This window comes from Proteus genomosp. 6, assembly GCF_040139785.1.
In the GTDB taxonomy this organism is placed as follows: Bacteria; Pseudomonadota; Gammaproteobacteria; order Enterobacterales; family Enterobacteriaceae; genus Proteus.
Window position 1 is genome coordinate 19,226 of sequence record NZ_JBEEVJ010000012.1, and the last position, 16,179, is coordinate 35,404.

Annotated in this window: 15 protein-coding genes, 1 tRNA gene and 2 pseudogenes; 8 read left to right on the forward strand and 10 right to left on the reverse strand. The window is 31.7% G+C overall.

Features of this window, described 5'->3' with window-relative positions; all coding sequences use genetic code 11:
• Positions 1 to 33: 33 nt before the first annotated feature.
• Entirely contained in the window at positions 34 to 930 is an 897-nt protein-coding gene (locus ABN212_RS14450; protein ID WP_349443340.1) for an AraC family transcriptional regulator, read from the reverse strand.
• 380 nt (positions 931 to 1,310) lie between these two features.
• On the opposite strand from ABN212_RS14450, the gene ABN212_RS14455 reads away from it, so the two are divergent.
• The 4 genes from ABN212_RS14455 to lpxL all read left to right on the forward strand — a co-directional run bounded on the left by ABN212_RS14455 (position 1,311) and on the right by lpxL (position 4,966).
• Positions 1,311 to 1,643, forward strand: coding sequence for an MliC family protein (locus tag ABN212_RS14455; RefSeq protein ID WP_349443341.1), 333 nt, complete (start codon positions 1,311 to 1,313; stop codon positions 1,641 to 1,643).
• A 477-nt stretch (positions 1,644 to 2,120) separates the two neighbouring features.
• Complete coding sequence (locus ABN212_RS14460) at positions 2,121 to 2,978, forward strand: alpha/beta fold hydrolase (RefSeq protein WP_198620693.1); 858 nt, start codon at positions 2,121 to 2,123, stop codon at positions 2,976 to 2,978.
• Positions 2,979 to 3,374: 396 nt separating this feature from the next.
• Positions 3,375 to 3,587 (forward strand): transcription antiterminator/RNA stability regulator CspE, encoded by a 213-nt coding sequence (cspE, locus tag ABN212_RS14465; protein ID WP_006537332.1) that lies wholly within the window; start codon positions 3,375 to 3,377, stop codon positions 3,585 to 3,587.
• Between the two features lie 449 nt (positions 3,588 to 4,036).
• Positions 4,037 to 4,966 (forward strand): LpxL/LpxP family Kdo(2)-lipid IV(A) lauroyl/palmitoleoyl acyltransferase, encoded by a 930-nt coding sequence (gene lpxL, locus ABN212_RS14470; protein WP_196533091.1) that lies wholly within the window; start codon positions 4,037 to 4,039, stop codon positions 4,964 to 4,966.
• A gap of 426 nt (positions 4,967 to 5,392) precedes the next feature.
• On the opposite strand, the gene ABN212_RS14475 is transcribed toward lpxL, so the two are convergent.
• The 3 genes from ABN212_RS14475 to ABN212_RS14485 form a co-directional block, all read right to left on the reverse strand.
• Positions 5,393 to 5,704, reverse strand: coding sequence for a hypothetical protein (locus ABN212_RS14475; RefSeq protein WP_196533092.1), 312 nt, complete (start codon positions 5,702 to 5,704; stop codon positions 5,393 to 5,395).
• A 1,050-nt stretch (positions 5,705 to 6,754) separates the two neighbouring features.
• Positions 6,755 to 8,176, reverse strand: a complete 1,422-nt coding sequence (locus ABN212_RS14480; RefSeq protein WP_198620677.1) for an SMI1/KNR4 family protein — start codon at positions 8,174 to 8,176, stop codon at positions 6,755 to 6,757.
• Between the two features lie 388 nt (positions 8,177 to 8,564).
• A complete protein-coding gene (locus ABN212_RS14485; protein ID WP_349443342.1) occupies positions 8,565 to 8,726 on the reverse strand; it encodes a hypothetical protein in 162 nt (53 codons plus the stop codon).
• Positions 8,727 to 8,947: 221 nt separating this feature from the next.
• Here ABN212_RS14485 and ABN212_RS14490 point away from each other — a divergent pair, with 221 nt between their 5' ends.
• Positions 8,948 to 9,883, forward strand: coding sequence for a 5'-nucleotidase (locus ABN212_RS14490; protein ID WP_198626523.1), 936 nt, complete (start codon positions 8,948 to 8,950; stop codon positions 9,881 to 9,883).
• Positions 9,884 to 10,105: 222 nt separating this feature from the next.
• Positions 10,106 to 10,285, forward strand: coding sequence for a hypothetical protein (locus tag ABN212_RS14495; protein WP_088493237.1), 180 nt, complete (start codon positions 10,106 to 10,108; stop codon positions 10,283 to 10,285).
• 143 nt (positions 10,286 to 10,428) lie between these two features.
• Here the strand turns inward: ABN212_RS14495 and ABN212_RS14500 are convergent, their stop codons facing one another.
• Positions 10,429 to 10,944 carry a DUF1543 domain-containing protein gene (locus ABN212_RS14500; protein WP_198620673.1) on the reverse strand — a complete coding sequence of 172 codons (516 nt, stop codon included), beginning with the start codon at positions 10,942 to 10,944 and terminating at the stop codon, positions 10,429 to 10,431.
• Between the two features lie 201 nt (positions 10,945 to 11,145).
• Positions 11,146 to 11,664, reverse strand: coding sequence for a ClbS/DfsB family four-helix bundle protein (locus ABN212_RS14505; protein ID WP_198620672.1), 519 nt, complete (start codon positions 11,662 to 11,664; stop codon positions 11,146 to 11,148).
• Between the two features lie 259 nt (positions 11,665 to 11,923).
• On the opposite strand from ABN212_RS14505, the pseudogene ABN212_RS14510 reads away from it, so the two are divergent.
• Together ABN212_RS14510 and ABN212_RS14515 are read left to right on the forward strand one after the other, a co-directional pair.
• Positions 11,924 to 12,390: pseudogene (locus ABN212_RS14510) on the forward strand (phage terminase large subunit); the annotation flags it as partial.
• A 2-nt stretch (positions 12,391 to 12,392) separates the two neighbouring features.
• Positions 12,393 to 12,866: pseudogene (locus tag ABN212_RS14515) on the forward strand (hypothetical protein); the annotation flags it as partial.
• Positions 12,867 to 13,190: 324 nt separating this feature from the next.
• Here ABN212_RS14515 and ABN212_RS14520 read toward each other — a convergent pair.
• From ABN212_RS14520 to yejM, 4 genes are all read right to left on the reverse strand, one after another.
• A complete protein-coding gene (locus ABN212_RS14520; protein WP_198629761.1) occupies positions 13,191 to 13,760 on the reverse strand; it encodes a serine acetyltransferase in 570 nt (189 codons plus the stop codon).
• A gap of 61 nt (positions 13,761 to 13,821) precedes the next feature.
• A complete protein-coding gene (locus ABN212_RS14525; RefSeq protein WP_198629762.1) occupies positions 13,822 to 14,076 on the reverse strand; it encodes a hypothetical protein in 255 nt (84 codons plus the stop codon).
• A 203-nt stretch (positions 14,077 to 14,279) separates the two neighbouring features.
• Positions 14,280 to 14,356: transfer RNA gene (locus tag ABN212_RS14530), tRNA-Pro, on the reverse strand.
• Between the two features lie 86 nt (positions 14,357 to 14,442).
• Positions 14,443 to 16,179: an LPS biosynthesis-modulating metalloenzyme YejM gene (gene yejM, locus ABN212_RS14535; RefSeq protein ID WP_349443343.1), complete on the reverse strand. Its 1,737-nt coding sequence runs from the start codon at positions 16,177 to 16,179 to the stop codon at positions 14,443 to 14,445.

Genomic DNA, 16,179 nt, shown 5'->3' on the forward strand with positions numbered 1-16,179 from the left:
TTTTATTGGGATCTTTTTTGTAGATAAAACTTATTAAAGAACAGGAATGTAGTAGCTAATTTTTTGTAAGTATTGTTCACTTTGTTCAAGTAATTTATCGCAACTCATAGATTTTTTCAGCGTATATTGTTCAATATCAGGGCCAGGCCTACGTAATAAATTCATTTTTGGTAATACTTTAGTATATACCGTGTAAATAATATCATCGTAACCTGTTAATGAGTCTAAAATTTCACCCATATCAAAAGTAATTGCCAAGTAATTACCACTAGGTAATTCTAATTGTGACATTGACGATAGATTAGATGTTGTTGATAATTTTTCTTTATCAACGGCGGTACTATAAATGTACATCGTATCTTCTAATGTACTCGCAGATGCTCGATGCATTGCATATAGCTCTGTGGGTATTGTATGTACGTCCTTTAAAAATTTACGCCAAAATTCTTTTCTAAATTTTTTCTTGTCTGAATTCCACGTTGAAACAGGTTTGTTGTATTGGTGAGACATACCTACTAATTTTAATGAAGGAAAGGTAACGACTTCATATTTAGCGCTAAGTTCAACTGTTTCTAGTGCAGGGAAAATCAGCTCACTAATATCCCAACCCGGCTTTTTTCTGTATTCGGAAGGCGTAATATTAAACTGTTTTTTAAATGCACGACAAAATGTTTGTTGAGAGTCAAACCGATATTTCAATGAAATATCAAGCAGGCTACAACGCGTTATGCGTAAAGCATAAGCACCGCAAGATAAACGGCGGGCGAGTATGTATTTTCCTAAAGATATTCCTGTATATGCTTTAAATAAACGCTGAAAATGCCATTTTGTATAACCTGATTTTTCAGCAACAATATCCAGTGACAAGCTTGAATCAAGATTTTGCTCAATCCAAACAATAATATCTTTAACAACATTCTCTTGAAGCATGAATATTCCTATTCTTTTTCTCTATCGATATTTTTCAATAAGATCGACTTAATTTATTGAACTACAATAAATTTATATGTTCTAGGATAGTAGCATATCGTATAGTGATAATTACACTGAATAAAGTAAAATAGACAGATATTAATGTAAAGTTATGTATTGTAATTTGTTTTAATTAAAATTAATTTTAATTAAAAGGTTGCATTTTAACTCACTCATCAATGATTGATGACTTTTTATTAAAGTTAATCTTAAATTAAAATATTCATATATATTTTTAGTCTTAAAAAAATGCGGAGGTATCCTATTTTATATTTAAAAGATAAAGCCTAGCCTAAATTCATTAGCAAAGTCTTACTTGGTTATTTTAGGAGATGTAAATGAATAAGTTGTTTTCTATTTCTGCTATTGCATTAGTTTCTTCATTAATAACAGCTCCTGCTTTGGCAGCTAAAACGGATACTTATAACTGTGAAGGCCAAAAAATCAGGGTTTCTTTCCCTACTGAACAGCTAGCTGTTATGTATTACAGCGATGAAATTATTGTTTTAAAAGAAGCTATTGCGGCTAGTGGTGCTCGTTATGTTGGTGAAAATTTCCAAATTTGGGGTAAAGGCAAAGGTGAGTTTAATTTAGCAACGATTTCAGAAGATGATGCAGTTAATGGACGTGTTGCTGAAGATAAAGGACGTACTTGTAAATTAGTAAATTAACGTAGAAATGAGTCATAAATAAAAAGAGAACAATTTTATTGTTCTCTTTTTTTATAAGAAAAAGATTAAATAAATATAGTAAAAATTGAAAATAAAAACGATTAGTATCGATAAAATAATAACGCACTTTTTATCACACAAATAAATTGGTCATAGGAAATAAATCAGTTATAAAGATAGTCTTATTGTGATTTTCGCTGTGGTGATCAATGGTAGGACTCTTACCTATTACGGCTAATTTGATTATACTAATAGAGAGTAGTATGAAATCTACTCATTTTTATTTTTTTTAAAACGAAAAATAAATTTAGGTTTATCCACTTATCTGCAACGAAACAAAATTTATTGCGAGTTTATATGAAATCTTACCCTTAGCTAGTCTCAACATTAATTTTTAAAAGCAAAACTTAAAAATAGACATTGCTGTGCAAATTGGCAGGTAATGTGTTATCAAAAATTAATAAAAGACAAAATTTAATGAAAATTAAAAACTCAAGAAAATATAATGTATCATTGCCAGATAATAGAATTTTAACGTGGTATGAATCAGGTCCAGAGCAAGGTAAGCCAGTATTATTTTGTACCGGTGCAGGTATGAGTGGTTTATTAGGAGTCGAAGTTGACCTTTTAAATAAGCTTAATATTCGGTTGATTACACCCACTCGCCCTGGATTAGGCGATTCCACCTTTGATCCTCAAAAGTCGTTAAAATCTTTTTCTAAAGATATTTTATTTTTATTAGATCATCTTCGTATTAAAAATATTAATGTAATGGGGTTTTCACAAGGTGCTGTTTTTGCTATGGCTCTTTGTGTTTATTGTCATGTTGATAAATTACTTATTGTCGCAGGACAAGATCAATTTGACTATCTAGATACACAAAATAAGCTAACAGATGATGTTGTTAATATGCAACGTCAAGCTGTTGGATCACCAGATTCGTTAACTAGTTGGATTAAGCAAAATATAACAGCCAAGTGGTTAATGGATTTTATTCTAAATTACAGTGCCGATGTTGATTTGGCTATTTATAAATCAATTGATTTTCTCCCAGTTTATCAAGAATGTATGGTAAAAGCCTTTAAACAAGGCAATGATGGATATACTCAAGATTTGCTGATTACTATGCAACCTTGGGGATTTTCACCTGAAGAAATAAAGACACCAACAACCTTATGGTATGGTATGAAAGATACCAGTACAGTTCATTCTCCAGACTTTGGGGATTTATTATTTCAACGTTTTCCTAATGCTGAGCGGCATTTATGGCCAGAAGAAGGCGGTTCACTTCTATGGACGAAAACAGAAGAAATTTTATTAGAACTAGCTGATTAAGGTGATGTAGTACATTAATGATAGAGTAGATACTGGTTATCTTAAAAAAATAACAGTATCTACTTTTTTATTTATGTTCTTAAATTAAAATAATGAGATAGGTAAAATAGATAATTATTTTTATCTTATAATTATTTTCTAATTTGACGGGTGAAAAGTTTTTTTAAAATAAAGATGAAAATAATTTGCTATAAAACGAATTATATGACTTAATAGCGTCACTGGTTTGGAAGTACAGACCTATTTATGTTAGTGCAGTTTTAAGTAGTTCACCGTTTAGCGTTATCCCTGATACCTCTTCGTTGCGAATTCCTTCAAATAGTGACCATAAGTAAAAATCCGAAATCAAACCGCAAACAATGCCTTATGGCAAAATAATTAATTAAAGGAAATCTTATGTCTAATACAATGACTGGTACAGTAAAATGGTTTAACGATGATAAAGGTTTTGGCTTTATCACTCCTAAAGACGGTAGCAAAGACGTATTCGTACACTTTTCAGCGATCCAAAGCGATAGCTTCAAATCTCTGAAAGAAGGTCAAGAAGTTTCATTTTCTATCGAAAATGGCGCTAAAGGCCCAGCAGCAGCGAACGTAATCGCTCTGTAATTTACTGTATATATTGCTTAATGCAATATGGATACAAGTAAGATCTAAAAAACCTCACTTCGGTGGGGTTTTTTTATATCAATTTATAGTATTATTTAAATTTGAAGTATATTTATTAAAGCGTATAAAAAATAGTTTTATTAAAGTTATGTAAGTATTTAATGTAAATTATTTAAAATTCTATAAAGTTATTTACTTTAATGCCTAATAATTTTTACAGATAAATAAATTAATGGAGAAATTAATTCTTATAATGGCAAAATAAAGGCATTAAGACATTGTCTTCTCAATCAAAAGAAAGAAAAAAACTTTATTAGAATAAAAAATATCAGATAAATCATAAAAATAATTTAAGATAAAATTAAATTAATATTTAGTGACTTATCTTAAACAATTGCTGTCTAATTTAATATGGCTTAAATGCTTTTTAGTTCCTAAAGGACAAACTTGTGTACGCTAAAAATGTTTTCTCATTGCATCTATTACATCCAAAATATATCTTAACTTGGTTTGGTGTCTTTATTCTTTTTTTATTAGTACAACTTCCTTATGCTTGGTTACTTTTTTTAGGTAAACATCTTGGGTTGTTATCTCGTTTCTTTGTCAAAAGAAGAGTCTCGATCATAAAGAAAAATTTAGAATTATGTTTTCCTAATAAAGATGAAAATGAAATTAACAAGCTTGTTATGGATAATTTATCGTCACTAGGTGTCGCATTATTTGAAACGGGCATGGCGTGGTTTTGGAGTGACCGCCGATTAAAAAATCTCTTTGAAGTACAAGGGATCTCCAATTTTACTGATGCAAATGATAAAAAAGCTGGAATTTTATTAATTGGTATACACTCTATGTCTCTAGAGCTGGGTGGGCGCATTATGGGGCTTTGTTTTCCTGTGAATGCGATGTATAGACCACATAATAATAAAGCGATGGAGTTTATTCAAACTAAAGCAAGATGTCGTTCAGATAAGGGCATGATAGATAGACGCAACTTAAAGTTTATGGTTATGGAGTTAAAAAAAGGGAAGGCAATTTGGTTTGCTCCTGACCAAGATTTTGGTTTAAAAGGTACAACATTTTCTCCATTCTTTTCTGTTGAAAAAACATCAACTTCAAAAGGAGTTGCTATATTAGCAAAACTATCAGGGGCACCTTCTTTAACTGTTACTTTGGTCAGAAATGAAAATCAGAAAGGTAAAAAATACAGTTTAATCATTGGTAAAGAATTGATTAATTATCCTTCTGAAGATATTCAAAATGACACAGATAGAATGAATAAGTTGATTGAAACTGAAATTATGCGAGCACCAGATCAATATTTATGGGCTCACCGCCGTTTTAAAACTCGACCAGCAGGTGAAGCCAGTTTTTATAATTAATTATGAATATATTATATAAAAAAAGACCAACACATGATGTGTTGGTCACAGTAAATACTGGAAGCAATGTGAGCAATGTCGTTGTGAAAAACCAAGTAAAATACTCAACTATTCACAAGGTAAAAGATAATCATTATCATTTGAGTTGTCAACCCCAATATTTGTATGGATTTGGAAGATAAAGATAGGGGATACAAAGCAAAGATAAGAAGATAAAAATTTTTATAAATAAGTTAAAACAGAGTTAGCAGATATAGAAATAAACTATATCTGCCTAATATATTATAACCATAATAGAGAATACCATTTATATAATAATGAATTCTAACTCTTGGAAAATATATACTCGTTATTTAATAATAAATATTATTTCTATTTGATAGAATCTAATGTTTATTAAAAATATAGGATTTTAAACTTACTATATTAATTGTATACGATATCCATTATTCCTACATTTTCTTTGATCCAATTTATGCTCATTGAACCTTTATTTTCACCTAATTGAGCATTAAACATTTTATTGGGTTCGATTTTATGTAAAGTTTCTTCCATTTCAGTTCCATTCCAACAATTTGCTTTAAAAGTATTTCCTACTGAGTCGGTCATACAATTCCCCTCTACAATTGAACCTGTAAATGTAATTGTTCCTGAACCGATTACTTTATTATTATTTGCCATAGTTGGAGCTGATAATAAAAGTGCTAAACAAGTTCCGATAATAAAATTCTTTTTCATTTTATATTCCTCAAATATTCTTTCTTTGGTTAATTCTTGATTTGTTTTTCTGTGTACGATGAATAAATATCTTTTCGTATCGAGTTGATGGAAGAAATATTAGAGGAAAAAAATATATCAATCTGTAAAAAATCTTGATAGTTAATGACAGGTAAATAAAGATTTATGAATGAATTTATGATTTTCTCAGCACATAATCATTAATATAAATTGATTGTTATTTATGTAATTGCTTGAAATTTAAGGGTAAAATTTATTTTTGATTATTTTTGTTAATAAGTTAACTTTTTTTGATATTAGTTAAGTTACTTAATTTTTTAGTGATACATTTTGTCGTTAAAATAGAAAACTTATAAAATGAGTAATTTCAGAGTTCAAAAATATTTGTCAAAGCATTACAAAGAAATGGTTATTAAGAATAAAAAACTATCTTTATTCGATGGCTTTTAAATAGATAAGATAGAACTTGATATTGAAGGGAAGCAAATTATAGGTAATTGTCCATTGCAAAAAATATAACAGGCATAATATGTTTGCGCTATGGGGAAAAAACAGGAAAGCACGTTTAGTTTGAAAATAGTGAGAGTTTAGCGATTGAGCATCTTAAGAGGATAATTGAGATAAAAAAATCCCCGCACGAGGCGGGGGAAAAATTAAATATCTATCAGTGATGAAATACTGAAACCAATAGTAAGGGAAAAAAAGATATCAATCTGTAACAAACTTTAAAAAGAAATAATAAGAATAAAGTGCAGAATTGAAATAATTTTCTGAAAAAATAAATTTTTTTTGATTTTTTCTATTTAATTATTTGATTTTATTTAATTTTAATTTTCACTTAACAGTGAGGCTAAATGATATAAACTAAAACCATCTTGGTTTAACTATAAAGTTTACATACATTTAGTTGAAAATTTTGATAATTTACTTCGTTGGTTAGAATAACAATATGCTTATTTATAATGAGATTGGAATTAAAAATAGACAATAATAAGATTTTATTATTGTCTATTTAAAAAAATTAAAGAAAAATGTATATTTATCTGTTAGTTACCATTTTGTTACATCAATTTCATTGTTCTGATATGCCTTCGCAATATAAGAAGAGATATTGTTGCGTATATAAGGATTTTTTTCTTTGGGATACATTTTCCAAGCTTGTTGTAAATAAGGTAACAACTCACTATCGATGTAATTTGAGCTCGATAATGCCTGAATTGCACCTAAGCAGATCTCTTCATTTTCAGAGATTGCGAGTTCATAAAATGCTGATGTTTTATCTTTTAAATTAATATCATGAGAAGCTGCATAAATTGCACTTCTTATTATTTCTACGCTTGAGTGAGTAAAGAAGGGTTGGAAATCTTCAACTAAAACAGCTTTTAATTCGGCCAAAGAGTAACCGATAAAACGCAATGTATCTTCGCTATTCGTTACTTTAAGAATTGGGAAAAGGTTATCTTTGAAAAGAGAACATTGATCTCTATATTTAAAGTAAATAATAGGAATAACAATGTCTGTTTTTTCATCAAATGGAGCAACTAAAGCTTGCTGAATATAGGGCAATGCTTGTTCTTTAAAATAAGAGGCTAAAACATTTAACGAAACTTTATATAACTCAATATCTTCAGTTTGCAGTTGTTGTTCTAGAAAATATAAACTGCTGTTGGATAATTCAGGTAACTTAGTTAATGAGTTGATAGCACTAATTTTTTTCGTAATATCTTTATTATTTTTGGCAAAATGAAGTAACGTTTCTTCATTACCTCCCATTCGATGACCAAACCAGCTTGTATCATAGCCTAAAATCACTTCATCTAACCAACGTTCGTACCACTGTGTAAATGAAGTTTCATAGGAAAATATGTAAGGAGTATCTGAATTAACCCAATCAGATGTATATAAAATATGACCTTTATATTTACCATTGACCACTAATAAAAGATCGTATTCACATCCACAAGTACCTAAATAAAGTGTACCTTGATGAACTCTATCGCAAATAATATCAAAGTCTTCATCACTACAGTCTTCGGGGACATGACAAAGTGCTTTCCACTCATCAATATTCATTTTAGGTTTAAGTAAGCAGGGTAATGCACAATTTTGTACACCATTTCTATCTATTGCGTCATCAAAAGCATATAGGCCATAGTAAGGGCCTGCACCACCATAAGAGCCCGTACCACCATTGCCAATTTGAGTTACAAAGGCGATATAATCTTCGGGAAATTCACATCCAGCCTTTGCTTGTAGCTGGTTAACTTTCTCTATTGAGAGTGGAGAGCTTAGTTGATATTTATGATTGTCAGCACCAAACTCCTTATATTCATGATCAATACTAGTTGCTAGTACTAATTTCTTACGGATACGCTCGATAGGATTATCTGCATATTTTTTATTAAGTTGTTCCCATTGCTGCTCTGCTGTTAGCTCTTCATTTTTTCCAATGATGGTGGAAATAAAACCCATAATTTAAAATCCCTATTGATGATATGGTTTAATTATAACGTGGTGATTTCATGATCCTTTTTAGATAGTGATAACCAAATACAATATTACTATCTTGCGTTAGATTCACTATAAGCTATTTTAGTTTTAACAAGATAATAGTATTTTGAAGGAAAGTATGTTCTCCATTTAGGGTTAAATGGGTTATGGAATAATACAGATAAAAAAAAGACCAACGCTAGGAGAGTTGGTCAATAAATACTAGAAGCAATGTGAGCAATGTCGTTGTGAGAAACTGAGCAAAATACTCAACTATTCACGAGGTAAAAGATAATCATTATCATTTAATGTGTCAACCCTAAGAAAGTTGCGGTTATTATTTATTCACACTAAAAGTCAATAAATTATCTTACTTTATAGAAACTAAAGTTAGAATTTTATTATTAATAACAACAAGATCACTACTTTCTGATTTAGTGTTTATCGTATTCTTAACAGCATTCATTTTTTTCATTTTATTGACTAAATCTTTAAAATGTTGAGAGCGTAAATGTATCGTTTTCTTAACCATGAATTTTCTCCTTATGAATTGTAGTCATAACAATAATAAGGATATTATTTAAATGCAAATGATAATCAATATTATTTATAGCGTGTGATTTGATGGCAAAGTGCTTATGTTCAGGTAAATACTACGATTTTATCTACTTCTTTGTATAAGCTTTCTTATCTTTGCTCTCTTAAAAGAGTGATATTATGAATAATAAAAGGAACTAACAGAGGATTTTGGCGATGGCATATGATTTAACGAAGCGATTAGTCATAGGGCTTTCCTCTAGTGCATTATTTGATTTAGAAGAATCAGATAATATTTTTCGCACACAAGGAGAGGAAGCTTATCGAAAATATCAACATAAAATGCAGGATGTACCTCTAAATAAAGGTGTTGCATTTCCTTTTATTAGCCGGCTTTTGAAGCTAAATAATATTAGACCTGACGATCCACTCGTTGAAGTTATTTTGTTATCTAGAAATGATCCCGATACTGGATTAAGAGTGATGAATTCTATTGAACATTATAATCTAGGGATCACCCGAGCCGTATTTCTTCAAGGAAAATCACCTCATATTTATATTCCAGCATTTGATATTGAGTTATTTTTATCTGCTGATCATGATGATGTTTTACAAGCAATTAATGCAAATTATCCAGCAGGACAGATATTAGAAGGCCATGTTAATGATGATGATGCCGATGAATTAAGAATTGCGTTCGACTTTGATGGTGTGATCGCTGATGATGAAGCAGAAGTTATTTATAAAACTTCAGGGGAGTTGTCTCAATTTCACAAGCATGAAGCTAAAATGGTTGATGTTCCTCATAACCCTGGACCATTAAAGAAATTTTTATTGCGTATTTCTGATATTCAAAAATTAGAATTAGAAAAAGTAAAACAAGATCCTACATATATTCCATTGCTTAAGATCTCTATTGTTACTGCGCGTAATGCACCATCTCATAAACGTGTTATTAATACGATGAGAACGTGGGGAATTTCTGTTAATGAAGCCTTTTTTATGGGGGGAGTAGAGAAAGCCAATGTTTTGAGAATTCTAAAACCTCATATATTCTTTGATGATCAAAAACTGCATTTAAAATCATCATCTGAATTACCTTCTGTCCATATTCCTTTTGGAATAGCAAATAGAAAAATAGATAATAAATAATAAGTATTTAATTATTGAGTGTCTGATATATAGCATACACTCAATTTTTATTTTGTCTAATTATGTTTTTCCTTTAATTTAAATAATAACTTTATTATAAACTGGATCTATTTTATAAAAGTAGTATGGTAGGTATTAAATAACTACTAAAAATTATAAATGATAAATATTTATAATTAATTTCAAGAGGTCTTAAGTTTAATTTAAAGAAGGAAAATTGAAGTGGATAATAATCATAGATTTTTTTCTGACGAAGTGTGCCCTAAAACTGCATTATATGGTCAATTTTATGGTGATAATCACTATGCTGGCCGAGATTATGAGCGAAAAATATATTATGGAAATAAATTCCCAAAAACTAAAAAAGGTTTTTATTTTAAGAAATTAATGAATTTTAAATAATAGCAATAATAAGCAAGTAATATGGGATCATTTTAAATGTAGATATCAATATTTTTTAAATTGATATATTTTTAAAAACAAGTTGATGATTGCGTAACTTATGAAATTTACTACGCTGAAAAATAACAGCGCAGTAAAAATTATTATTGAGTCTTTTCAATACCAATAGGTTGATAACCTTGCCATAAAGGTTTGAAATGTTCACCCGAATTATTTGGTATTAGATGAATGTAAAAATTACCGATTTTGCTTAATAAAGTGCAATCATCAACATCTTTTAAATTGTCTTTATGTTGTTGCAGACTATTTACTAAAAGGGTCGCAATAGCCTTCTCTTTAGCTTCATTCGCTGATTTAGCAACAAATAAATCAAATTCATGCAATTCAGCTAGATTTGATGGATGATAGCCTCCCACATTAACAAAATATAAATTATCGTTACTATCGCTAGGTTTATCACTAAGAGTGATATTAAACCCATCAACCCAAGTGATTTCTGCATAACCATCAATATGTACTTTGTCTTTATCTCCAAACCATGCTTCTCTTAACGCAGGCCAAGCATCTGTAGGTTTTTCTGCCACAACAAATTGGATATCGTGAACTTCAATATTTGACTTACCGGCATTACCACCAATGTAGAACATAAATAACTTCATTGCTTTTCCAACTTTTTATTTTGTTATCGATATATAATTTATTATATATCGATTTGAGGAGAAAGTGTAAAATGAGACGATAGATAAGATCATGGGCGTGAATGTTGAGTATTAGTGCTTAATCATAATTAGAGAAAACCTTCCTTATAGTTATAAGGGCAATCTGTTCTTAAATACTGCGTGTAATTTTGACGCTAATACTTACTTTAAATTGATATTATTATTTCTTGCCCACTTTTTTAATCTCCCATTAGCGTTGGCATAAGGTGAAGATGTGTTAAATGAGATCATTCGACCCATCGTCCATTTTGTGTACCATGGTTTACCATACAAAATATCATCAGTTCGCTCATCAATAAGTGCCACAATTTCATTTTTTACAGCCCGAAGTTCAGCTATTAACGAGTCATAATTTAACTCACTGTAATCTGAGTAAAATTTTTGAGCAAGAAGACCAAGTTGGTTCCATTTATAACCAGTGTCTGGAAAATCGATAGGTAAACCTTTGGCATCAGATGTGATCCATTTTACAACAAGAGAATTCCATCCGAGCAAATACGAAACAAGATCACGAACACTCATCTTGGTTCCTTTGGCGTGCCCATCCATTGAGCGCTCCGAAGTAGTTTCTATCGGGATTGCATCAAGATAACTAATTAATTTATTGAAATTTTTATCAATAGCTAAAAGTAGTTCAACTTTTGTTTGCGGTACACTCATAAGAACTTCCATCTAATTAGAAGAGAAAGAGCATAAAGGGCTGTGTAGTGTTTAAAAATATATTATGTACTATCCACCATAATAGGGGAAGATCCTTTTATAACAGTGTAAATCTCGATTTCTGAATATAATTGGGTCTATATCTTTAAATATTGAATTTAGGCTTTTTTATTTGTAGCTAATTTATTATTGAAAACTCATTTTTCATTTCATTATTATGTGGTAGTGAAAGGGCTGTTTTATTACTTTAGGTATCTCTATGAATGTCAATTTCGACTTGTTTGCTGAAGAGGTCAGGAGAGAGATAGCTAGGCGTAGTTTGCATGAATTTATTCAGTATATAAACCCGGAATATATTACAAGCCACTTTTCAGAAACGGTGTGTAATGCGTTAGAGCAATTTTTGTTAGACATGATGGATGGTAAGCGCCCTAAGTTAATCTTAAGTGCGCCACCTTAGCATGGTAAGTCTGATATTGTTTCTCGCTATTTGCTAGCCTATTTCTTTGGTAAATACCTAAATATGTGTGTTGGTGCATTATCGTATTTATCAGATCTCGTTAGTGATATGAACACCGATGTTCAGCGAATATGATGTCCGATAAATATCGTGTGTTATTTTCTAAAAGCGAGTTAGATAACAAGTTTGAGAACGGCATTGCAGTTAAATGTAATTCTGACGAGTTTGATATTGCTAACCACAAAGGCAGTGATTTTCGTGCTGGTAATCCTATACACAAGGATATGGTTACGACTATGAACGTGACCAAGTCATAGGTCTTGCTACAAAAAATATTGAACTAGAAAAAATGAACGGGATATTTCACGATATCACAGAAGCGATTGGTGAAATTCAATCCTTTGGTTTTCCAAAATGGGATGAAGTTGGTAAGCCGTATGCGATATGCGCCATTGTGTACCATAAAAATAAAGTCTGGCAGTCTAAAGTTGAGAATAACAATATTGAGCCGGTTGCCGGCAATGCATGGGCAGAGTTAAAAGCCGATGCCACAGCAGGTGATGTAGGCGCTTATTCTAAAACAGAATCAGATCAACGTTTTCAACCGTTAGGTAACTACACACCATCCGGTTACAGTTATTCAAAATCAGAGTCAGATAATAAGTATCAGCCTAAAGGGAGTTATGCAACTGCGGGGAGTAGTTACACAAAAGCTGAGAGCGATAGTCGATACATACCTAAAAATTGGGTTGGTGAGATTTATAACGGTGCCTTAAATGAAGGAAATTCAGTTAAGGTCATTATGGTGTTCGAGGCCGTTCTTTATATATGTTATCGGATAGGAATGACATTGGATTAACAGAGATCCGTATACCTGCGGATAATCTTCTTGTCACTATAAATAATGGTGATAAATGGACTAGAATGAAAACAACAGAGAATGGAACAAGAATACATATTGTTGCAACCACACTGACGATTAAGAAACTATATTTGATTAAAACTAAATTTATTCAATTTAGAAAGATGATGCTTTTCTATGGAGTATCATCTTTCTTATAATAAGTTATGCGTTATTGGTAATTAGTATGTTTTCTTTTTTTGTATAACAAGTGCAATTATCTGGAATATTTTTGTTTATAAAAGACATAGCACCAATGATAACATTATTACCAATGGTAAGTGTATTACCAATAATGCATGAATGGGCACCGATTTCAACGTTATCACCAATAATAATGAATCTCTTATTTTTGATTTCAGAATATCGAGAACCACCAACACCTATTGTAGTGTTTTGTCTAATGTGACAGTTTTCACCAATTGTAGCTAGACCTGTGATAATGACGCCAGATAAATGGGCAAATGATATCCCTGGTTTTATTTTTGCATTTAAATTAATTTCAGCTCCATATTTTAAAGATATCTTTCGATTTATATAATTTGCGAGTTTTGAATGAGTTTTATGATGTAAGAAACTGGCAATCCTCCACCAAAAAATAAAACGCCTATCATGGCACTTATAACTTCTTAACATGGCTCTACGCCATGAAAACTTTTTATCATTGGATTTAATCACTTCGACAGATAAACATTGCTTTAAAAATCTGTAACTAGTGTAGTCATAACTATCCATTGCTGTATTCCAAAATAAATCTTTATATAAATTAATTGTGTTTAACTGAATATTTATCTTTTTAAAAATTATACACAGTATTTTTACTATATAAAAATCGCTCCAATTGCTCAAGCAAATCCCTAGCCACATCCTCCGTCATATAGGTTCTCATCGGTTCTCGCTTAACATTCTTCATTTCAAATGTATTCTCATCAAACTTTGGATCAGAAAAGATAATATCCATAAACAGATAGCCATACGGGTTATCTGCAGATAAACGAGCCTCTTCTAACTGAGCAATATATTCCGCATTATTGATTTCGAGTTTAATCATGGTATCACCTATTTTACTGTATTTTTATACAGTAATTTATATAAGGTAACGAATAGAATAGCAAGGAGAAAAGGGCAATTTTATGAGCTAAAGAAAGGGTGATTTTGAGAGATGATTTGTCGTCGTTTTACCAGAGTTTTACCAGTGGCAAATTTCAGGCATAAAAAAACCAACCATAAGCGGTTGGTTTTTCTAAGGAATTTTGGTCGGCATGATAGGATTTGAACCTACGACCCCTGACACCCCATGACAGTGCGCTACCAGGCTGCGCTACATGCCGTTTGTGCTCTGTATATTACTGTTTTTGACTGCTAAAGCAACCCTTTGCTAATTAAGTGACGTAATTTTATACGTCACTTAATAGTGCTAGCGTTCAATAAAACGCTTCTGCTCAGCCAGAACTTGCAGTAATAATTTTAAATCAGGTTTTGCAGAGCTGATCTCTTGTCCTGATTTATCAAATAAAGCATACCGGCCATTCTTATCTATCAACAAAGTATTATCTTGTAAAAAGACGACAAATGCCTCTTCATCACCTGTAAAAATCCATGGATGATTACGGGTGCTTGCGAATAAATCTTCACCTTGTGAATAGTTATCAGCTGGGCTTATGACATGTAAAACATGCTGCATTAAGGTTGTCATAATATCTTGATGGCTTGTCATTCGATCAATAACCTGTGGCGTCATATTTGGCCAATGTATCATCAATGGCACTTGTGACTGGCTTAAATTAAAGGTGGTCTTATTTGAAAGCCATTGATTAATCTGCTTCTTATTGTTGTCTTGATGATAGCTAGAAGTGACAACTACAACAGTATTATCTAGCACTTTGGTTTCTTGTAATGTCTTAAATATTGTCTCAAGTTGATCATTTAATGTGGTGCGTTGAGACGCATTATTGGTGTGACCATTAATTTGTAAGAAAGAGAACCAAGGGGTTGTTTGGCTGTTTTTGACCAGCCAATTGCTCCAACTATCAATTGTGGCATTGTTATCACCACTGCGTGATGTTGGGAGGGAGAAATCTGATAGCACAGCTTGTTTAAACAGTGGCGTTTGGAAACCATTAGTTGAAAACATTGCTAATTGGTAGTTCCGATAACTTAGCGCATCGAAAAGTGCAGAGTTTTTTCTGCTACTTAATACACTGTCTAAATAAGAAGGTGAAATACCATAAAATAGGCCAAATAATGCAGTGTCATTATTAATGCCTGATGAGTAATGCCTTGAAAAATAAAGATTATTTTTTGCGAACTGTTGCAGGCTTGGTAATTCAGGCACTTCTTCGTTACCTAAACCATCGATGACAACCACCAGCAAGTTATAAGAATAGGTATTCTTGGCATAGATTAATGGAGCAAGAGGATAGGTGATCCCTTGTGCTGCTGGGTTACCCTCACTGATAACACGTTGCTCATATTCTGATTGATTAATAAAACCATGACGTTCAAGGAATTTACGCGCCGTCATTGGATACGATAGCGGTAAATTAGCTCGTTGCATGGTGATTGGGCGATAGAAGTTAGCATCAGCCCAAATTGACATAGAGTGAGATAATATAAAGCAAGTAATAAAGACACCCGCTAATGGTTTACCCCAACGTTGGCGATTTAAGCTGCGTAATTTTTGCCAACTCCACGTTGCAAAAAGCATTTCAATAAGAAAGATGATGGGAATGCCAATAAAGATAAGTTGCCATTCACGCGCCATTTCACCTTCATCTGGATTAATCACGAGATCCCAAACAAGTTGAGTCAAATGGAGTTGAAATTGCTGGTAAACAGCGATATCAAAAATAAGGATAGTCAATCCAGCACTGGCAAGGGCACAGGAAATGACTCTAAGTAGCCGTTGAGAAACCGCTACGAAGGTGAGAGGGAAAAGGATGAGTATATAGATAGCAAAGACAATAAAACTAAAATGTCCCATCCAACTCACAATAGCGTAAAAACGACCAGCAAAAGTTGCAGGCCAATCAGAAATAAACAGGTAACGGCTCCCAAGCAGTAAGCTTAGAATAATATTAAATAGCGCAAACCAGTGACCCCAACTGATCATTTGGGATACTTTTTCACGATAGGACTGAGGTCTCGTTACCAT